General features: G+C 70.3%; 16 protein-coding genes. 3 read left to right on the forward strand and 13 right to left on the reverse strand.

Annotated features, from left to right (window positions below):
* Nucleotides 1-15: 15 nt before the first annotated feature.
* The 3 genes from ACN27F_RS16955 to ACN27F_RS16965 are packed head-to-tail and all read right to left on the reverse strand — an operon-like array spanning nt 16 to nt 2,839.
* Complete coding sequence (locus ACN27F_RS16955) at nt 16-1,455, reverse strand: 4-hydroxyphenylacetate 3-hydroxylase N-terminal domain-containing protein (RefSeq protein ID WP_421434489.1); 1,440 nt, start codon at nt 1,453-1,455, stop codon at nt 16-18.
* Entirely contained in the window at nt 1,448-1,663 is a 216-nt protein-coding gene (locus tag ACN27F_RS16960) for a tautomerase family protein (protein WP_421434490.1), read from the reverse strand. Before ACN27F_RS16960 ends, ACN27F_RS16955 begins: the two co-directional genes overlap by 8 nt.
* Nucleotides 1,664-1,672: 9 nt before the next feature.
* Nucleotides 1,673-2,839, reverse strand: a complete 1,167-nt coding sequence (locus ACN27F_RS16965; RefSeq protein ID WP_421434491.1) for a DegT/DnrJ/EryC1/StrS family aminotransferase — start codon at nt 2,837-2,839, stop codon at nt 1,673-1,675.
* Between the two features lie 232 nt (nt 2,840-3,071).
* On the opposite strand from ACN27F_RS16965, the gene ACN27F_RS16970 reads away from it, so the two are divergent.
* A complete protein-coding gene (locus ACN27F_RS16970) occupies nt 3,072-4,139 on the forward strand; it encodes an LLM class flavin-dependent oxidoreductase (RefSeq protein WP_421434492.1) in 1,068 nt (355 codons plus the stop codon).
* Here the strand turns inward: ACN27F_RS16970 and ACN27F_RS16975 are convergent.
* Nucleotides 4,136-4,822, reverse strand: a complete 687-nt coding sequence (locus ACN27F_RS16975; protein WP_421434493.1) for an AfsR/SARP family transcriptional regulator — start codon at nt 4,820-4,822, stop codon at nt 4,136-4,138. The genes ACN27F_RS16970 and ACN27F_RS16975 overlap by 4 nt on opposite strands.
* Nucleotides 4,823-4,988: 166 nt before the next feature.
* Here ACN27F_RS16975 and solA point away from each other — a divergent pair, with 166 nt between their 5' ends.
* Both solA and ACN27F_RS16985 read left to right on the forward strand, forming a co-directional pair.
* On the forward strand, nt 4,989-6,143 hold the full coding sequence (gene solA, locus ACN27F_RS16980) for an N-methyl-L-tryptophan oxidase (RefSeq protein WP_421434494.1): 1,155 nt from the start codon (nt 4,989-4,991) through the stop codon (nt 6,141-6,143).
* A gap of 29 nt (nt 6,144-6,172) precedes the next feature.
* The gene (locus tag ACN27F_RS16985; protein WP_421434495.1) at nt 6,173-7,405 is read left to right on the forward strand and encodes an MFS transporter; all 1,233 of its coding nucleotides are present in this window, start codon (nt 6,173-6,175) and stop codon (nt 7,403-7,405) included.
* Nucleotides 7,406-7,449: 44 nt separating this feature from the next.
* On the opposite strand, the gene ACN27F_RS16990 is transcribed toward ACN27F_RS16985, so the two are convergent.
* From ACN27F_RS16990 to pstA, 9 genes are all read right to left on the reverse strand, one after another.
* Nucleotides 7,450-8,280: a phosphate ABC transporter ATP-binding protein gene (locus ACN27F_RS16990; RefSeq protein ID WP_421440266.1), complete on the reverse strand. Its 831-nt coding sequence runs from the start codon at nt 8,278-8,280 to the stop codon at nt 7,450-7,452.
* A 54-nt stretch (nt 8,281-8,334) separates the two neighbouring features.
* Nucleotides 8,335-9,261, reverse strand: coding sequence for a sortase (locus ACN27F_RS16995; RefSeq protein WP_421434496.1), 927 nt, complete (start codon nt 9,259-9,261; stop codon nt 8,335-8,337).
* Nucleotides 9,258-10,967 (reverse strand): hypothetical protein, encoded by a 1,710-nt coding sequence (locus tag ACN27F_RS17000; RefSeq protein WP_421434498.1) that lies wholly within the window; start codon nt 10,965-10,967, stop codon nt 9,258-9,260. Before ACN27F_RS17000 ends, ACN27F_RS16995 begins: the two co-directional genes overlap by 4 nt.
* A 117-nt stretch (nt 10,968-11,084) precedes the next feature.
* Entirely contained in the window at nt 11,085-12,347 is a 1,263-nt protein-coding gene (locus tag ACN27F_RS17005) for an Ig-like domain-containing protein (RefSeq protein WP_421434500.1), read from the reverse strand.
* Nucleotides 12,344-12,838: a hypothetical protein gene (locus tag ACN27F_RS17010; RefSeq protein ID WP_421434502.1), complete on the reverse strand. Its 495-nt coding sequence runs from the start codon at nt 12,836-12,838 to the stop codon at nt 12,344-12,346. Before ACN27F_RS17010 ends, ACN27F_RS17005 begins: the two co-directional genes overlap by 4 nt.
* 155 nt (nt 12,839-12,993) lie before the next feature.
* Nucleotides 12,994-14,166, reverse strand: a complete 1,173-nt coding sequence (locus ACN27F_RS17015; RefSeq protein ID WP_421434503.1) for a hypothetical protein — start codon at nt 14,164-14,166, stop codon at nt 12,994-12,996.
* A 319-nt stretch (nt 14,167-14,485) separates the two neighbouring features.
* The gene (locus ACN27F_RS17020) at nt 14,486-17,116 is read right to left on the reverse strand and encodes a hypothetical protein (RefSeq protein ID WP_421434505.1); all 2,631 of its coding nucleotides are present in this window, start codon (nt 17,114-17,116) and stop codon (nt 14,486-14,488) included.
* Nucleotides 17,113-18,849 carry a phosphate ABC transporter substrate-binding protein PstS gene (locus tag ACN27F_RS17025; RefSeq protein WP_421434506.1) on the reverse strand — a complete coding sequence of 579 codons (1,737 nt, stop codon included), beginning with the start codon at nt 18,847-18,849 and terminating at the stop codon, nt 17,113-17,115. The genes ACN27F_RS17020 and ACN27F_RS17025 overlap by 4 nt, the downstream gene beginning before the upstream one ends.
* Entirely contained in the window at nt 18,842-20,095 is a 1,254-nt protein-coding gene (gene pstA / locus ACN27F_RS17030; protein ID WP_421434508.1) for a phosphate ABC transporter permease PstA, read from the reverse strand. The genes ACN27F_RS17025 and pstA overlap by 8 nt, the downstream gene beginning before the upstream one ends.
* Between the last annotated feature and the right edge of the window lie 4 nt (nt 20,096-20,099).

Here is a 20,099-nt window from a genome sequence, read left to right on the forward strand (position 1 = left end):
GCCGGCCGGAGACGACTAGGCGCGTACCGGCGTCGGCGGACGAACCGCGCGATCGACCGAGGCGAGCAAGGCGGTCCGATCGGCCGCCAGGTAGCCACCGGCCGACACCCGCAACGGGTCGCCACCACCGAAGCACTCGAACAGCTCGGCCCGCTGTCCGAAGCCGTCTCCGACCAGATCCCACGCCAGGTTGAACAGCCTGATCCGGTCGTCGGCGGCGAGCCCGCCCGCGCCGGGCAGAAACGCGGCCAGGTCGCCCGCTCGCTCCTGCACCGCGTCACGCAAGGACGGGCGCATCACCAGCCCACTGCCGCCGATGGCACGGACCGTCTCAGCCGTCTCCCGGTACTGCCGGGCCAGAAGCACCCGCAGCGCGCCCATCTGGGCCGCGCCGGGGAAGACCACGCCCTCGGGCGACGTACCGTGTTCGACCTCGGCCGTGGCCAGCAGCGCTCGGGCCTGTTCCAAGCCGGCTACGGCCTGCCCGAGCCGGCTCTGCACATGCAGATACGCATCGGCACGGACCGCCCGAGCGACCGCGACCGCGACGCCGGTCAACAGTTCCAACTTCACCAGGGCGCGGATGCCGGCCTGCTGGCCGACCAGCAACGGCATGCAGGTGCGTCGGTGCAGCGCGTTGGACAGGTCCACGGATCCGTGTAGGAACACCCGGTCCCACGGCACCAGCACATCGTCGAAGACGAGTAGCGCGTCCACCTCCTCGAAGCGAGCCGCCAAGGGGTGCTCTTCCGGGTCGGTGCCAGGCCCGTGCAGCGGCGGCCGGCAGATCATCCGTAGACCGGGCGCATCGACCGGTACCGCGAAGACCGCAGCCAGTGGCTCGTCGCCCGGCCGCAGAACGGGCGGGTTGTAGACGAGAATCTCGTCGGCGATCGGCGCGGACGTACATATCATCTTGGCACCACGCACGATCAGGCCGTCGGCGTTCTCCGCGACGACGGTCACCGCGCCGGTGCCAGCCCCGTCGGGCGATCGGTCGATCTGTGGCGCGGTGATGGCCGGGACCACGTACGGATCCTCGGCGCGTACCCACGCGACGTACCGCTCGATGTTCTCGACGAAACGGGGCCCCATCTCGCTGAACAGGCGCGGTGCCGCAGCGAGCGCGGCCAGCGCGGTGCCGGCGAAGTCCGGCGCCCGCCCGAGCAACCCGAACTGCGGCTCGGCACGCGCCCGGAACGCCTCCGCGCGCAGCCGCAGGTCGTGCCGCGAACGGGGCACGGTCAGCGCCCGCGGCACCTCGGCCCCGTCCGCTGTGCCGACCAGCAGCTCCCGCTGCTCCGGCAGATGCTGCCCCGCGTAGAGCTCGGCGATCCGCGTGGCGGGCCCGGCGAGCGCTGGGTCGACGGTCACATCGCCGACTGGGTCGCCATGCAGCCACACCCGGCGCGGGCGCGCCCGTAGCCCAGCGAGATAGGTATCCCCGTCACGCACCGTCATGATCGTCCTCCGGGGCGGGCTCAGACGCTCCGGAGATTCCCCAGAGCTTCGACGGCACCGGTGTGAGCACCACCCAGGTGTGCGCACGCGCGTTCTCACCGAGCACGGAAACGGCGGCATCGGTCAGCGCGGTGATGAGCCGCGACGCGGCGGACGGCTCAGCGAGCCGCTGTTCGTAGAGTTTCACCTCGATGAACGGCACAGTTCCTCCTCAAACGGCGGTGCCGGCAAGGGTCACGTCCAGCGCCCACACCAGATGGTCGATCTGCGCGTCGGTGAGTACCGGCTGGCATGGCAGGTTGATGTGCTCGGTGAACCAGAGCCGCTCGGCTACCGGGCACTCACCGTCACCGTGCCCGAGCGCCCGCCACTCAGGCGTCAGATGCAGCGGAAAGTAACGCAGCTGCAGCTCGATGCCGCGCCGATCGAGCTCGGCGAGGATCCGCGCCCGGCGCACCCGGTCACCAGCGAAGAACGTGTAGAGGTGATGTGCGTGCCGGATTCCGTCCCGCGGGTGCTGGGCGCGCACGCCCGGGTAGCGGCTGATCACCTCGTTCAACCGGTTGGTGATGTGCCGACGCCGATCGGCCATTTCGGTGAGTCGGTCAAGCTGTACCAGTCCCACCGCACAGGCCGCTTCGGACAGTGTCGCGTTCGTGCCTGCCCGACGGACCCGCGAGCACCCGATGCCGTAGGCCGACTGGGCGTACTTCATCCACCGCAGCTCGGCCGGCACCCCCGCAGCCGGCACCGGGTAGTACTCTCCGTCCACCTCGTTGGAGCGGATTCGGTCGACCCGGGTGGCCCAGTCGTCCCGGTCGAAGGTGATCATCCCGCCCTCGCCGAGGGTGGTTATGTTCTTGCTGGAGTGGAAGCTGAAGCAACCGATGTCGCCGAGTGCTCCGGGCCGCCGACCGTCCACGGCGCCGCCCAACGAGTGTGCGCAGTCCTCCACCACCAGCGCGTCGACCTCGTGCGCGAGCTTGACGATCCGGTCCATCTCGGCCGGCCAGCCGCCGTAGTGGACCAGGATCACTGCCCGGGTCCGGTCGGTGAGCAGCGGGGCCAGCTTGTCCGGATCCATGTTGAGCGAGTCCGGTTCGACGTCACAGAACCGCACGGTTACGTCGTGGCCGAGCAGCGGCTGCACCGTCGCCTGGTAGGTCTGCGGCGTCACTACCACCTCGTCGCCGGGCCGCAAATCCAGCAGGTGTACCGCGATTTCCAAGGCCACCGTGCCACTGGTGACGGTAAGTGCGTGCCGACTGCCGCACAGTTCCCGAAACCGCTCTTCGAAACGTTCCCGCCACCCGCCCGAGGACAGGGCGGCCGGCGAGGTCAGCACGGAGCTCAGGGTCTCCATCTCGGCCGCGCCCATAACGCTACCCCGCCCGTTCTGGGGCACCGTGTAGGGAAGATTTGACGTCAGGAGCACTCGCAACCTCCTCAGTGGGCGGGTGAGACCGGCTCACCGTAGGGCGGTGCGCGCCCGCCCGAGTCGGTACTGACTCGTTCCTGACTGCGCTGACAGCAGTCCTGACAAGTTGCGGTCAGCGGCGTACGGCCTGCTACCAAATGCAGCGAGTCCATCGACAAACGCAGGAGGTTCCATGCGATTCGGCGTCAACTTCTTTCCGGTCGTCGATCCCGAGATCCGCAGCGCCGACGCCTATTTCGAGGACAGTCTCTCGCTCGTGGAGCTCGCCGAGGAGCTGGGCTTCACACACGTACAGACGGTCGAGCACCACGCCTCCTCGTACGGTGGGTTCTCCCCGGATCCGTTGCTCTTCCTCGCCTCGGCCGCAGCCCGCACCTCGCGCATCCGTGTCGTCACCGGTGCCGTGGTCGCACCGCTGGCGCATCCGGTGGCGATCGCCGGTCGATTGGCCATGCTGGACAATTTGTCCAAGGGCCGACTCGACGTCGGGTTCGGCCGCGGCTTCCTGCCCGCCGAATTCGCGTTGTTCGACGTACCGATGCAGACCAGTCGAGCCCGATTCGCCGAATGCGTCGAGGCTTGCCGTCGACTCTGGATGGAAGAGGATGTGGTCGTCAAAGGTGAGTTCCACCGGTTCGGGCCGGTCACCGTCACGCCACGACCACTACAGCGCCCCCACCCGCCAATCTACGTTGCTGCGGCCACCAGCCCAGACTCCGCGACGGCAGCCGGCCGCAACGGCTTCCACCTACAGGTGGTTCCGTCGGTGACCACCACTGAGCAGCTACGCGAGATCCTCGGTGCCTACCGGGCCGCATGGGTCACTGGCGGCCGGCCAGCCGGGGCGCACGACATCCAGATCAAGTACTCCTGCTACCTACATGAGGATCGGCGGGTCGCGCTGGCCTGGGCCGAGCAGCAGGAACGCAACTACATCTCGCACATGGCTCGGGCAGTCGCCCCGCTGGCCGATACCGAACACACCGACTATCCCGGGTATGCGGCGTTTCCCGACAAGGCCGCCAAGTACGACTTCGACGCCTCGCTGCACGCCAACAAGGTGCTGGCCGGTGACCCGGACGACGTACGACGGCAGCTGGCCGAGATCGCCGCGAGCCTCGGCGACGACCTGTCGGTGAGCCTTCAGTTCAACGCCGGCACCACCGAGCTGGCCGCCGCTGCCGCGTCGATGCGGCTGTTCGCCGCTCACGTGGCCGCGCAGCCGGCCACGGTCGGCTAATCCCGCCCACCGCCGCCGGGAACCCGGGTGAGCACCAGGTCGGTGAGGCGTTGCACCGCCCCGCTGAGCCGTCGCTGCTCGGCGACGACCCCGTCGAGCTGGCGGGCGAGCCGCACCAGGTCGCCCGCCGGCCCGGCGGTGGCGCCGACAGGTCCCTGGTACGACGCGTCCCGCAACATGGCTGCCGCTTCCCGACGCCGCGTCCACATCACCTCGGCGAACGCGGTGACCAGTGGGCCGGTGCCAGCACCGCCGAGGGCAGGACCGCGCCACAGGCCGAGAGCCCGGCGCAGCACCGCCCGTGCCGTGACCGGGTCGTCCGGCAGCAGCGCCGCGGCACGGTTGACATCCCGGGTGAACAGGCCCCAGTCGGTGTCCAGGAGGGCGACGCGCAGTGCGTACCCCTCACCCTCAGGTCTCAGGTCCGGGCCGTGTCCCGGCGTCGGCCCGGCCGACTGCAGCAACCGCCGCAACCGGGACACATGTGCCTGGAGGGCGTTGGCCGGGCAACGGGGCGGCGCACCGCCCCACAGCTCTTCGATCAGGCTTCGGGTTGCGACCGCCGCGCTCGGTCGGGCCAGGAGCGCGGCCAGCAGCACCCGCTGGGCGCCACTACGCGGCGCCATCCCCCGGTGCGTGGCGGTGTCGGAGACCTCGATCGGGCCGAGAACTCTGAAGAACACCCGTCGAGCACAGCACCCAGCCGCCGGCACACACCTGAGTACGCCCTACTCAACACCGCTCCCGACCACCGGCTCGGGTCGGCTCGCGGATGAGGTACCCGCTACTCATGGCATACCAACCGCCCCGCGATGGACTTGGCGGTGATTGTTCGTCGAAGGAGGTTCCATGGACCGTTGGGATGCCGATGTCGTCGTGGTCGGTCTGGGTGCGTGGGGCGCTTCCGCTTTGTGGCAGCTGGCCGAGCGCGGGGTGGACGTCGTCGGGTTGGAGAGATTTCGGCTCGGCCACGGTTTCGGATCCTCCACCCCCGGCGGCACCCGCATGTTTCGCCTGACCAGCCTCGAACACCCGGACCTGGCCCCGCTGGCCCGCCGCTCGCTCACGCTCTGGCGGATGTTGGAAAAGCATGCCGCGATCCCACTGCTCGACCAATGTGGTGGCCTGCTGATCGGTCCGAAGGACGGGGTCGTCGTGCGCGGCACCAGCGAAGCTGCGGCCCGGCACGCCATCGACATCGGCAGTTTCACCGGCGACGAGGCCATTGCCCGCTGGCCGCAACACCACGGCCTCGCGGCGGACGACGTCGCGCTCTGGGAACCGTCCGCCGGGCTGATCCGGGCCACCGCCGCGGTAACGGCCGCGGTTCGGGTCGCCGGCTCGCGCGGCGCCCGCGTGTACGCCGGCACCCGGGTCGAGTCCGTCGAGCCGGTAGCCGGCGGTGTCGCGGTGCACACCTCCGTCAGGACGCTGCGGGCCAAACAAGCCGTGCTCACCACCGGAGCGTGGCTGTCCGATTTCCTGCCCGAGGCTCCGCTGAGCGCGCTACGGTTCCCGGTCACCTGGTTCCGCCCGGCCACCGGCGGTGACGCCTTCGCCCTTGACCGGCTGCCGGTCTTCATGCGCCAACTCGACGCGCACACCATCCTGTGGGGCAACGGCTACGACCGGGGCGGCGAACGCGAAGTCAAGCTCGGAGTGGAGGCCGTCGGCACCACGGATGCCGCAGTCCCGTTCGATCTGGCCGCCGAGCACCGGGAGGTCCGGTCCGACGACTGGTCCGCCGTCTCCGCCGTGTTGCCGGCGACGCTGCCTGGTCTCGAACCGGTGCCGGCCCGGTCCGCCGCCTCGTTGGTTTCCGCCACTCCGGACGGGCAGTTCCTGATCGGCCGGCCCCGGCGCGACCCACGGCTGGTGGTGGCCGGCGGCTGCAACGCGCACGGTTTCAAGCATGCGACCGCCATCGGCGAGGCCATCGCCGACCTGGTCACCGGACGTACACCCCGGGTGCCACTGGGCTTCGCAAGCCCCGACCGGTTCTGACCTTCTCGGCTTGGTCGAAGGGAGCTGCCATGCCATCGTCTCCGCGTCATCGCGCCCTGCTCGTCGGAGCATTGTGCTTCTTGATCAGCGTCTGTGACGGGTACGACCTGATCGTGTTCGGATCTGCCGTTCCCGAGCTACTGCGCGAACCCGGCTGGGGCCTCGGCCCGGTCGCCATCGGCCTCCTCGGCAGCTGCGCGCTGGTCGGTATGCTTGTCGGCGCGCTCACTGTCGGCGCGGTGACCGACCGCGTCGGCCGGCGACGTGTCATCATCGTCAGCCTGACCTGGTTCTCCCTGGCGATGGCAGGGACTGCGTTGGCCGCCGGCCCGATCTCCTTCGGCGTATGCCGGTTCTTGGCCGGCATCGGCTTGGGCGGCGTCATCCCCAGCACCGTTGCGCTTACCGTCGAGTACGCCGCTGCGGGCCGTAAGCAGTTCGCGAACGCGGCGATGTTCACCGGCTACAGCGTCGGCGGTGTGCTGGCCGCCCTCATCGCGATCCTGGTGCTCGCGGACCATGGCTGGCGGGCGCTGTTCTGGATCGGGACCGCTCCGCTAGTCGTCGTCCTGCCACTGGTCGTGGCGTTCCTGCCGGAATCACGGCAGATCCTGGTGGCCCGAAACCGGCGCCCGCAGCACCTCGGCAGGCTTTTCGGGCGCGACCTGCGGCGAGCCACGTTCGCCTTCGCCGCCACCAGCTTCTGCGGTTTGCTGCTGGTCTACGGCCTGAACACGTGGCTGCCGCAAATCATGCGCTCCGCTGGTTACGGCCTCACCTCTGCGCTTTCCTTCCAGCTTGCGTTGAACGCTGGTGCCGTCCTCGGCTGCCTGATCGCCTCCGCGCTGGCCGACCGCTTCGGCGCCCGGCCAGTGGTCATCGCCTCGTTCGGTTCGGCCGCTCTGGCGCTTCTGGTGCTCAGCGCCCGTCCCAGCGCCGCGGTGCTCACCGTGGCGATCGCGGTGGCCGGGCTCGGCAGCATCGGCACCCAGACGCTGGTCAACGGATATGTCGCCACGTACTATCCGCCGGCCGTCCAGGCCGCCGCGCTGGGAGTCTCACTCGGCGTCGGCCGGGCCGGTGCGATCGCGGGCCCGTTGGTCGGTGGTTGGATCTCCGCAGCTCACCTCGGAACCGAGTGGAACTTCTACTGCTTCGCCGTCCCGGCGGTGCTCGGCGCATTCGCGATCACCGTGGTCCCCCGCCTTCGCCGCACCGATGACAACGTGCCGGACCCGCACCCGGCCCCGGCCACGGTTTGACGCCTGGTTCGACAGTTGATCGGTCGTAGACGGCCAGAGCACCGTCAGCCGAACCGGCCATGGACGTAGTCGGCGGTACGGGGATCCACCGGGTCGCCGAACATGGCGTCGGTCGGTCCGTGCTCGACGATGTATCCGGGGGTGCCGTGTTCGGCGAGGAAGAACGCGCACTGGTCGGAAACGCGGGCGGCCTGCTGCATGTTGTGTGTGACGATGACGATCGTCACCTCGGACACGAGCTCGGCGATGGTCTCCTCGATGACCCGGGTGGACGTCGGGTCGAGCGCCGAACATGGTTCGTCCATGAGCAGCACCCGAGGTCGGATCGCCAGTGAGCGGGCGATGCACAGGCGCTGCTGCTGACCGCCGGAGAGGGCACCCCCGGGCTGACGGAGCCGGTCCCGGACCTCGCGCCACAGGCCCGCTTTCGTCAGGCATTCCTCGACCAGGTCGTCCTTGACGGCGCGTTTCACCTTCGTGCCGGTGAGCTTCAGACCGGCCACGACGTTGTCGTAGATCGACATGGCCGGAAAGGGGTTCGGCTTCTGGAACACCATGCCGACCTGCCGGCGTGCCTCGGTGATCCGACGCGCGGCGTCATAGATGTCCTGCCCGTCGAGCAGGACCTCGCCGGCGATACCGGCACCGGGGATCAGTTCGTGCATCCGGTTGAGGATGCGCAGAAATGTCGACTTGCCACACCCGGACGGCCCGATCAGGGCAGTGACCTCCCCGGCGCGCATGACCAGCGAAACCCGGTCGAGCACCTGTCGATCGCCGAACCAGGCGGTGATCTCGCGGGCCTCCAGCCCGGCAAGCGGCCGGCCCGGCGGGATCGCCGGGGACGCCGCGGTGTTGTCGTGGCCGGCTGTCATGGTCATGGTGTCGTCGTCCTCACTCACCGCGCGATCCATCTCCAACCGCAGAACTCACATCAGGTTTGGCAGTAGCCGGGCGATCTGATCCGCAGTGGCCACACCCAGGAAGCTGAGCGTCGGAACCGCGACCGTCCACACCTGCCAGCGGCCCCATCTCAGCCGTACCCAGGCCAGCAACATGGTGGTCGCCACCAGGGCCTGGCCCCAGAAGACGAGCTGTACCCAGGCGAACTGGTCGGTGCCCAGGGAACGTTCGGCCGGCGACAGATCGCCGGCCGTCAGCGGCATGGCCGGGGTGGGCAGCGTCTCGGAGATGAGGTCGGCGTCGACGCGTAGCACGCCCGAGGGCAGTAACGGCGGGCCGTCCGCGGTGGTCAGGGTCAACCGGCCGGCGCCGGCGGGCAGCGGCGGCGGGAACGGGTCACCGCCACGGCGTACCCCCAGCACCCGGAAGGTCGATGCGCCTTGGCCGGTGGTCACGGTGAACGTGTCTGCGGGATTCAGCCTGGACAGATCACCGAACGGACCGCCGTACGCCGCGGCCCGGCCCATGATCACCGATACGCCGGCCTGACCGGGCAGCGGCGTGTTCCGCAGGTGGCCCGGTCCGTCCTGCAGGATCGAACCGGTGGTGCCCTCGAAGACCACCTCGCGCAGGTCGAGCCGCGGAATGGACAGGACCGCCACCGGGGTGCCCGGGGCGAGCAGCGTGGTCGGGTCGTCCGGCTGGGTCGGTCCGACCGGTGCCGTCGCCAGCGCCAACGCCTGGCGGAAATCGGCGTACGCCGTGTGCTGCGCCCGGGCGTGGTGCAGCGCGGAGACCACTGCGATGTAAGCGGCGAAGATGAACAGTACGGCGGAGACGACGGTGATCGTGGTCGCGGCCACCCGACGTGCCGGCGACACCGGCCGGTCGCCGACCGGCGATCCCGCTGGACGGTCGGGACCGCCGGGACGATCGGCGAGCAGCGTGCTCATCCGCGCTCGCCGTTCGCCACCGGACGCGGCATGCCGGTCGGGCGCCGCCGAGCACGCCGACGGGTACCCAGCCGACCGCTCACCGCCACCACACCGCCGACGACGACCAGCGCGATCCCCGCACCGACGAGCCGCAGTACGTCCGCGCCGGTGCGGGGGAGCCCCGATCCGCCACCGACCGGCAGGGTGGCGACGATGGTGACCCTGAACGAGTAGCTCGCCGTGGTCCGTGAGGTCTGACCGGTGAAGGTCAGCGTGTGCCGGCCGGCACCGAGATCGGCCGGCAGTGACAGCTGATGGCTGGCCCGGCCCTGCGAATCGGCGGTGACCGTGCCGACACCGCGCGATCCGGGATCGAGGGTCACCGCGACCTGTTCGCCCGCGACGAACTGGGTACCGGTGCAGGAGAGTTGATCACCCGGATGCAGCGTCGCGTCGTCGCCCAGCGGCTCACCGTCGGCGCCGTCGCAGGTCAGCTCCGGCACCGGGTGCCGCGGGACGGTGACGGTCACGGGTTGGCCGCCGTGCACGTCGGCGGCCTCGGCGGGTGACGTCCCGGCCGGGCCGCCGGTCACGGTGCTCACCACGACGGCGAGCAGCACTCCACCGACCAGCGTGATGGCGGCAGCGCCCGCCCGGCGCCCCTGCTCGACCGCTGCGGCCAGTCGCCTGGCCAGATGTCGGCGGCGCTGGCGCAGCCACCACCACAGGCCGGCACCGCCGACGAGGACGGCCAGCAACAGCAGGAGTTGCGGCCACGGGGTCGCCCACAGGCCCGCCGTGTACGACGCCGGCTCGAGTTCGGCGGACAACGGTGGCGCGTTGGGCACCTCGCCGGGCACGACCGTGACCCGGGCCTGCAGCGGGCCGGTGGGCAGCACCCCGGACAGCCGCGCGGTGACCCGTACCGAGTCACCGGGCAGCAGTTCCTCAAGGGCGGTGGGGTGCACAGTGGCCCGGGTGCCGAACGGTCCGCTGATGGTCACCGTCTGGATGCCGGCCAGGCGCACGTTGCCGGAGTTGCGGACCGTGTACGCGACGGTGCCGGCCCCACCGCCGAACGGGTTGGCGGTGCCGGCGTAGCTCGTGGACACTGATTCGACGCTCAACGCCGGAGCCAGTTCGCCGGCCACCCGTAGATAGACGGCGACGGCGAAGCGGTCCTCCCGCACCACCGTACCGCCGTCGGCCTGCTCCCTGATCGAGGCGATCACCCCGCCCACGTGGTCGCCCGGCGTGGCATTGACCGGCACGAGGATGGTGAACGGCTCGACCACCTTGGTCCGCGCCGGCACCCGTACGCTGGTCCGGGCGACCCGTGTCCACGCCGCGAGATCGGTCGCCGGGACGTCGGCCGTGGCCACGCTGATCGATCCGTTCGCCGTGGTGATCCCGTCTGCGGCGTACACGTGGAACGTGACCGGCGTATTCCCGAGGTTGGTGATGCTGACGTGGTCGCGCACCACCGCCCCGGGCCGCACGTCGGTGTAGGAGAAGCGGGTGCGACCGTCCGGTCCGTTGCCGTTGGCCGGCGTCACCGACCACTGCACCACCGCGTCACCGCCCGGCGGTTGCGCCGCCGGCACCGCGCCTGCCGAGACGGCCGCGACGGGCAGCGACGCCGCGACGGTCACGGACACCACGGCAGCCAGGCTCCGCACCACCGCCGGGAGCCACCGGGGCACGGCCGGGCGGCGAATGATCATGGCAGTTCCCTTCACATGCCGGTGCCCGCCGCTTGCCGCGGTCGGGCCGGAAACCTCAGCTGTCGGGGTTGTCGTGGAGGCCGGGGCGGCCAGCTCGCCCGCTCCGGCCCCACGTCGCTACTTGCTCATCAACGTGACGGTCAACGTCGCGGTGTAGTCACCGGCCGGGGTTTGCGCCGGAGGCAACAGGTCCAGCGTCCCGCCCAGGATGCTGGCGCCGGCGCCCTTGCCGGCGGCTGCCGACGCGAGTGTGGCGGCCAGTTTCAGGCCCGGGCCGTTCGGCGCCACGGCCGAGCCCGCCACCACGTCGCTGGCCGGGTTCTGGGTGAGCACCTGCGGTGTCCAACCCAGCGCCGCACCGTCGATGGTGTTCCCGCCGCCGGTGAAGTCGCTGGTCGACCCGGTGACGTCCCAGCCGGCGAGGTCGCCCCGGCTGTCGGTCACCGTGATCGGGCTCAGGTCACCGCTGAACTCCAGGGCCCCGCTGGAGACCTGTCGCAGGGTCACCGGGTCGGTGCCGACGGCCATCACGAGGCTCCCACCGCCGGTGCCGTCCGGGATGGTGATGTTGAGCGTCTGGCCGCCGGTCTGCCCGCCGCCGCTCGGTGTGATGGTGACGCTCACCGGCGCGGAGGTGGACGGGGTGAACGCCGCCGAGTCGGCGGGCTGGAACCGGGCGGTCAACGTGTGGGTACCGACCGCCAGGGTGTTCACCGTCTTCGAGGCCGCCCCGGACGAGAGCGCCGCGCTGCCCAACGACGCGCTGCCGTCGAGGAACTCGACGGTGCCCGCCGCGCCCTCGCCGGTGACGGTGGCGGTCAGCGTGACGTCCTGCCCTGCCTCGGCACTGGTCGGCTGGGCGGCCAGCGACGTGGTCGTGGTGACCGGCTGCTCGCCGCCGCCCTCGATCACGTTCCAGGTGTCGGCTTCCAGGTCCGCGTGGATCCACACGTTGGCCGCGACAACGTACTCGTAGAGGTCGTTGAAGCAGACCAGGGCGATCTGGTAGTCGCCGGAGCCCAGGCCGGGATTGGCGTTGACCAGGTTCTGTTCGAGGCCGACGCCGCTGTCCAGCACCCGGCTCGGCGGGGTGTCCGTCGGCGCGAAGTTCCCCGTCAAGGCGAGCAGCCGGGGCTGGGACTCCTCGGTCAGGATCCCGACCGTCGCCACCGTACGGTGGCTGGTCGGGCAGACGTTGGCACTCGTGGCCGTCGCGATCGGGTCATCGCCGGTGCCGCCGCTCGTCGGGTCGAGCGTGAGTCCGCCCGGGCCGTCGCCGACCGCGGCCTGTGCACCGATCGGCATCAGCAGCGTCGCGGCGACAACGACGCCCGCCGCCACCAGGCACGCCGCCCGGTGGCGCAGACCGACGCGGATCACTTGGTCTCCTGGGTGAACGCCCAGCTGAAGACCCGACGCCAGGTGCCGGCCTCGACGTCGATCTTGATCCAGGTCCGGTTGGCGGTGACGTAGCTGGTGTAGTCGTCGTTGAAGCAGTACACGCCCAGCTCGTAGTAGCCGGTGGTGAGGTCGTTGGCAAGGACCACGCTGCGCAGGCTCGTGCTGTTCAGCGTGCCGCTCGGCGGAGTCGTGGTCGGGACGAAGTTCCCGCCGACGAACAGCGGGGTGCCGTCGCCGCCCTCCAACGCCACCGCGCCGACGGCCCGGTGGTTGGCCGGGCACGGCTTCGTCGTCGAGTAGTCGGCGATCGGGTTGTCGGTCAGCAGGCCGCTCGTCGGCGACAGGATGAGCCAACCGGGCCGGTGACCGTGGTGGGCCTGCGCGGCCGTCGGCGCGGCGATCGCCGCGACGGCGGCCGCCGCGGCAACGGCGAGGACCGCGACGCGCCGACGTACGTTCCGAAGTTGCATTGGGAATTTCCTACCTTCCTATTTTGCCGGATGCGCCTGGTTGCGCATTTCCGATTGGTGCTGTTTCAGCGGGGCAACCGAGTGTCCGGCCACCGGGAAGCCGCTGGCCAGACACTCGGTGCGTCAATTACTGGATCGGGACGGGGCTAATCGGGTTAGAACTGGGTGCTGTCGAACGCCCGCAGCGCGGAGTCGATCTCGCCGCAGGTGTGCGGCGTGTTCACACCGTCCAGCAGACCGAACCCGTATTCGGTGATCAGGGCGGTCTTGTTGCACAGCCGCACCGGGCTGAACTGCGAGGTGCTGACGAAGATGTCGTAGAGGTTCGAGCCCGGCGTGGTGGCGGCGAACGGGATCACGTTGTAGACCTCGCGGAGCAGGTCGCCGGGGAACGCGGTGTTGAGCTTGCCGCCGCTGATCGGCGCCACGCCGTTGATGGTCTGCAGGACAGCGCCGTCACGGCGGTCGTTGTGACCGGTCGCCTGGGCGATCCACACCGCGGTCGAGTACGGCATGAGCGCGTTGTGGTCCAGCCGGACCGCGGTGCCGTCGTGCTCCTGGACCGACTGCGCGGTCCCACCGGCGGTCGGGGTGAACATGTCGCTGACCCAGGTGGGCGGGTTGCTGGAGCTGATGCCCATCACGCTGGAGAAGAAGCTCCGCGTGCCGGAACCGGCCTGCGGGATCTTCAGGTGGACGGCGGTCCCGGTGGTGCCGTCGGCCGGGTTCGGGTCGTAGGTGGCGCCGTCGCTGCCGACCTGCGGGAGGCCCTGGCTGTACATCGTCCGCAGCTGGGTGAGGGTGAAGCTGCCCCGGATGGCGGTGGCGTCCGCGCCCGAGGACGGGCCGACCGCGACGGTCACCCCGTCCAACCCGAACGGCACGTACTGCAGCAGGCCGGTGGGGCTGGCGTTGCCGCCGGGCCCGCTGGAGGAACGGGCGAAGTCGAAGCAGAGCGCGCCCAACGGCACCGGGTTGGTGCCCGCGTAGGTGGCCGACGTGGTGGGGTAGCTACCCGTCCCGCTCAGCGACCGACGCAGCGCCGCGACGCCCGCGCTGGAGCCGTTCGGCCGCGAGACGTTGGTGCAACCGGTGGTGTTCTTGGGCGTGATCAGGGCGGCTCCCCCGATCGCGTTCCACGAACCCATCAGCGGCTCGCCGATGCTCTTGGCGAGCGCGTCCAGCACGTCCTGGGTGGTGTCCGAGCCGGCGCCCGCGACGGTGGTCGCAGCTGCCGGGTCCGCGGCGGCCGGACCGGTCGCGACGAATGTCAGGCCGGTGGCGATGGCGCAGACGGCCGCGGCGCGGTAGAAGCTTTTCAGCTTCACGTGTTCACCCCTTTCAGGGCTGAGATTCGTATACCCGATCTGTTGATCGAGCCACGTAAAATCTTTCACCGTGGATGAGTCGATCAAAACCCAACATTGCCGTCGAGACGGCGAGTCTGCGGACACGTCAATGTTAAGGGGAGGTAACAGAGTACGGTCCGATCGACCTCTGACGGAGCGGACCCCTCTTCCCGCAGGCACCCATTTCACCCACCACTTCCCTCAAATCGAGCTATCGATCACGCGAATGAAGTTGTCCTGGGTCGGCTCGGCCGCGAACCTGGATCCCGCGGGCTGACGACGTATTTGATCCGCAGAATCAGGACCGACCTCCGGTGATCAACTGGACCCGGCGCCGCAGGATGGTCAGCACGGCTGGCGGATGTCCCAGCAGGAGGCCGGTCAGGCCGCCGACCGCACCGGCGACCAGCGCTGCGACCAGCACCCAACGGATGACGCCGAGATCGTCGTGGGGCGTCGACCCGGCGGCGAGTCCGGCGGGTGGCTGGCTCACCGAGCCGCCGACCGGGGTCGGCCCCGGGGTGGCGCTGGCCGGTGGCGCGGCGCTGCTGGGCACGGCCGTCGGGGTCGCGGTGCCCGGGCTGGTGGGGCTGGCGCTCGGGGTGGGCCGCGCGCTTGCGGACGGGGTCGGCGACGGGCTGGGCCCGGCGGCGGCCAGGTCGCGCAGTGTCTGCGCGGCGGCTCGCGTCTTGTCCCGCAGCTCGTCCGGCAGCGGCAGGTAGCCGGGCGGCAACTGGCCCACCTCGACGCCGGAGATCTGCCCGGCGCCGGCGGCGTACTCCAGCAGGGCGGCGGAGTCGCGCAGCCCCGCCGGGTCCTGATTGGTCCGGATCGCCGCGTACACGATCTGGGTGAGTGGGTAACCGCCCAGCCCGGGATTGGCGGGGTCGACGTGCAGCAACCCGGCGTCGTCCGGTTCCGCCGCCGCCACCGCGGCGCTCAGGCTGGCCACGGTCGGTGCGACGCAGGCACCGTCGGAGTAGCACAGGCTCGAGTTGGGCAGTCCGTAGCGGGCGCTGAACGGGGCCGCGGTGACCGCCCAGGCGGCCCGCTGGCCCACCGGCTTCGGCGCTGGTTTCTCCCACCAGCCGGCGCTGCCGTCAGGCGCGATCCCGTTCACGTCCCAGCCCTGTCCGCCGTGGGTGAAGGCGCGCTGCACGTGGACCGCCGCGTCCTCGAGGTTGTGCGCGTACGGGATGTAGGTCACCGAGGTGACGCACTTGTCCTCCGGCGCGTCCGTCTTGCGGGTGCACATGGGGTCGGCCCGGGGATAGCCGGCGGACGGCGGCGAGTCGGCCAGCCCGAGCTGCTGGTAGTTGGGGTTGATCACCATGTCGCCCGCGTCGGGCTGACCGCGCAGCCAGGCACGGGTGCCCGGCTCGGACTGAATCCAGGTCCAGACCGCCCGGTTGACCGCGGACTGGTCCGCGGTCGTCATCGGCGCCATCGTTTCCACGAGGTTCTTCGGTCGGCCGACGTCGGGGTTGAGCAGCCGCCACAGCGGGTCGTCGGCGATCGTCTCCCGAACGGTCCGCATCCACTCCGGCTCGGCGAAGATCGCCGAGCTGGTGATGCCGCCGGGCAGGTCGCCCCGGTACGACTGGGTGAGTGCCTTGGCCAACAACTGCGGACTCACGCCGAGTCGCGCCACCTGCTGGAACCCGGCATCGACCGGCACGTCGACACGGAACGCGAGGGTGAGGCCGGTGACCGCGACCGGAGCGTAGACCAGCGGCGGGCCCTCACCGGCGAAGACGACCGGTTGGGTGGTGAAGGCGACGTCGGCCGCCGCGATGGCGAGCTGGCCGGCGCTCGTGACATCCGGCGTGGGTCCGAAGCTGTAGACCGCCCCGCTGCTTCGGCACAGCGCCGGCTGCCAGGACGTCATCATGTTCGCCACCAGTTCGGTGCCGACCAACTGCCGCTGCACGGTGTCCTGCGGACAGACGGTGCTGGTGGGCAGGAAGCTCAGCCGCACCTGCAGGCGTTGCGCCCAGTTGCTGGCGCTGAGTGCCGACTCGCTGACACCCAACCATTGCTGGGTGGCGCCGTTGGGCGATCGTTGGCCGCGCGGCACGATCACCAGCCAGCAACTCCGGGGGGCTCCGCCGGCCGCCGCGTCCGGATCACCGCAGCCCAGTCCGGTCGCCTCCCGTCCGGTCTGCACCTCGAACGAGAGCTGCCCGGTGCCGTCCGCGGAGGTGGCCGCGACCGGGACCTCGTTGGTGGATTGGGCCTGGAAAAAGGTCCGCAGCGTCGGGGCGGTCGGATCGTTCGGGTCCACAGTGGTGTTGTAGATCTTCAGATCGGTATTGACCGGTGTGAAAGGGATGTTGTACTCGGTCTCGCGGCCGGGATACTGGTGGTCCGGCTCGGTCGGCTCGGCCGGATCGCACCTCTGTCTGCTTCCTGGCTGGCAGATGTTCCCGAACCGACCGCCCTGCAGCCGGTTGTCCGCGGGGCCTGCCGGCAGGCTGTTCGGGCCGTAGCCACCCCACTGGCAGTGCTTCGGGTCGGGGCCGGTGCCGGCGTCGCCGTAGCACTGCATGATCTGCAGGTAGTTGCCGGCCAGCGACGAGGTGTCCGTGGTGGCCCCGCCGGTCCAGGTGATCTGTACCCCCTGGTGGGTGAGGTTCCTGGTCTGGCTGACCGTCACCGTGAGGTCCCGGTAGCCGGCCGACAGGTCATCGAAGAAGTCGCTGCTGCCACTCGGTTCACGCGGGGCGACGATGGTCCGGTTGTCCACGCCGGTGATGCCGTCGGCCCACGTGAGCGTGACGGCCGACGCGGTGTTGCCGAAGCCGCTGATCGTGTCGACGGCGGCGACGGCCTGCCGACCTGGGCCGAGTGGAATTATCGTCAGCGCCGCTGCCAGCACCAGGGCCGATGCGGCGCCGACGACGCGCCGCACGTACCGCTGGGCGGTCACGGCCGGGCTCCCGGCAGCGGGCCGCCGTCCGACTCGCGCTGCCGGCGCCGGGCACCCGCCTGGGCGATCAGCGGCGGGCCCAGTCCGATGCCGATCAGCAGCACCCCGGCCAGCGCCATCAGCGCGAACCGGAAGCCGTTGCCGAGATCCGCCTCGGCGGAGACGGGCTGGGCGAGCACGTTCGGGTCGCCGCCGTTGCCGACACCGCCCCCGACACCGCAGTCGGCGCTGTCGGGATCGCAGGCGACGTCGGTCTCGGGGTTGCTGCCCGGGTCCGGCGTGCCGCCACCAGGGCCGCCGCTCGGCCCGCCACTCGGATTGCCGCTCGGTCCGTCGGTGGGGTCGGCCGAGGGATCACCGCCTCCGCCGTCGCGGCCGTCGTCCCGGACCGGAGTGTCCTCGTCCTTGGCACCGGCGGTGCCGGTGGCGCACTGGGTGGGGCCCCGCTTGTCGCAGGCCGGCGGCATCGGGTCGTTCTTGGCCAGGGTGTTGGTGCCGTCGGTGGAAAAGGTCGGATTGTGGCACGACTGGATGCTGATGTTCCCGACGTTCGCGCCGGGAATCTTCCGAAGCTGCTCGAAGCCGGCCTGGACCAGGTTGATCGGCAACGCCGAATAGCCGAGGGCGTTGACCTTGGTCTGCCCCTGGCAGAGCGCGTGCTTGCCGAAGTCAGCCAACGTCTCGCCCTTGGCGAGGGTCATCGGGTTGTTGAGCGAGACGGGCAGGATCATGTACGAGTAGCCGGACAGCGGGTACGTACGGGGGTCGTCGTTGACGTACACCTGGGACAGGTCCTGGGTGAGGTAGACCCGCGGATCGTTCTTGTTCATGTTGATCTTCGCCTTGAGTAGCGACACCGCGACGTGGCCCGGGGTCGGCTCGGTGTAGTAGCCGGCCTGGTTGAGCATCTTCGCCACCGGGAACCCGGCCTGGATGGCATAGGAGTACTGGACGTAGCCGATGGCCCCGACCGCCTGTGGCTGGGCCACGTATCCGGCCACGCCGAGGTCACCGGCCTGGGCCACCATCCCGCGGCCGGGCACGACCGGGAACACCGAGGTCTGGGTGCACGGGTCGCGGCGCGCCGCGGCGCAGTACTCCCGCCACACCGCACCCTGCGTGGCCAGCAGCCACTGGGTGAACTGGGCGGTGGATCCCGAGCCCTCCGAGCGTACGACCGGAACGACCCGGATCGCGGGCAGCCGCAGCCCGGGGTTGTCGGCGGCGATGGCCGGGTCGTTCCACATGGTGATGCCGCCGGTGAAGATCTCGGCGACGGTCGAGCCGGACAGCCGCAGGTTGGTGACCCGCCGGTTGCCGACCTTGAGGTTGTACATGAACGTGGTGCCGCCGGCGGTGACCGGGATGTACGCGAACGGATGGGTGTCGCTGGGCGGCTCGTCCAGGTTGTTGCCGTCCTTGATCCCGTACGGGATGTCGGAGGCGGCGAAGTCGACGGTCCCGGACCGGAACTGGTTTCGGCCGTCCGACGAGCCGGTGCCGGCGTAGTTGACGGTCATGCCGAACTGCACGACGTCACGCCGCCAGGAGTCGAGGGCGTTCTGTGACCAGGTCGAGCCGGCACCGTTGATGGTCACGTACGCGGCTGCCGCCGCCCGCGCCGGCTGTGCCGTGCCACTGGTGCCGCTGACGCTGACGACCAGCATCAGCAGCAGCACACTCACCAACGCGAGCCGGCGGCGCGGCCGACCGGGACAGGACGAATCAATCATCAGAGGTCTCCCTGTGTGGTACTCGGCGGGAAGGCTTCCGGGGGGCGCGGGTGGTGAACCGGTCGAGGTCCCGGCGCGACGCGGCCAGGCGGCGACGCTGCTGACGGACGGTGAGCTGACCCGGCCCACGACCGCCGATGACCCGGGCGATGGCGAACAGCACCAGCACCAGCACCAGCAACGTCGCGGCCGTGCCGAACCCACGGGCGACCATGTTGTCCTGGGAGTTCTGCACCAGGCTGTACGCCAGCAGCGGCAGGCTCATCATGTGACCGTGCACCGGGTCGGTGTTCACCTCGGCGGTGAAGCCGGCCGTGATCAGCACCGGGCTGGTCTCGCCGATCCCCCGCGCCGCGCCGAGGATCACCGCGGTGGCGAGGCCGGAGCGGGCGGTGGGCAGCACCACGTGCCAGACGGTGCGCCACTGCCCGCTGCCCACCGCGTAGGCCGCCTCGGTCAGGCTGCCCGGAACCAGCCGCAGCACCACGTCGGTCGCCCGGATGATGATCGGCAGCATGGTGATCGACAGCGCCAGGGCTGCCGCGAGTCCGGATTTCTCCAACCCGAAGATCAAGATCACCGTTGCGAAGATGAACAGTCCGGCCAGCAGGTCCGGAAGCGCGGTCATCGCCTCGACCACCGTGCGTACGAAGCGGGAGAACCGGCCGGGAATCTCATGCAGGAAGACACCGCCGAGCAGACCCAGCGGGACCGAGACGGCCAGCGCGATGCCGAGCTCGATCAGGGTCCCGATGATCGCGTGCTTGATCCCACCGACGGTGAGCGGGTCGAGCGGGCCGGCATCGCGCATGTCCTGGGTGAAGAAGTTGAGGTGCGGCATGGCCGGCCAGCCGCGTACGACGGTGTAGACGACGACGAAGACCAGGGTGCCGAACAGCACCAGGGCAAGGGAGTGCACGACCACCGCCGACAGACGGTCCCAGACGGTAGGCCGGCTCTCGTCGAAGGAGACCAGCAACGCGTACGTGACGACGAACAACAGCCAGCTCACCACCACGTAGCCGAGCAGACCGGTGAACGGCCCCAGTTGTGTCCACAACAGACCGGTGGTGGTGAGCGAGGCGCCCAGGGCACCGACGATCGCGAACAGGTCGGTGGAGCGGGTCCCGCCGAGCGTGCGTGGCGACTGCCGGGCACCGGCGCGGCTACGGTCGGGCACCGTGGTGCGCGACGTCCCCGGCGCCGTCGCGGGTGCGCCGGTCGCTTCCTGCTCGAGCAGCGTCATCGGC

It is taken from the genome of Solwaraspora sp. WMMB335, from assembly GCF_049179075.1.
GTDB lineage: Bacteria > Actinomycetota > Actinomycetes > Mycobacteriales > Micromonosporaceae > Micromonospora_E.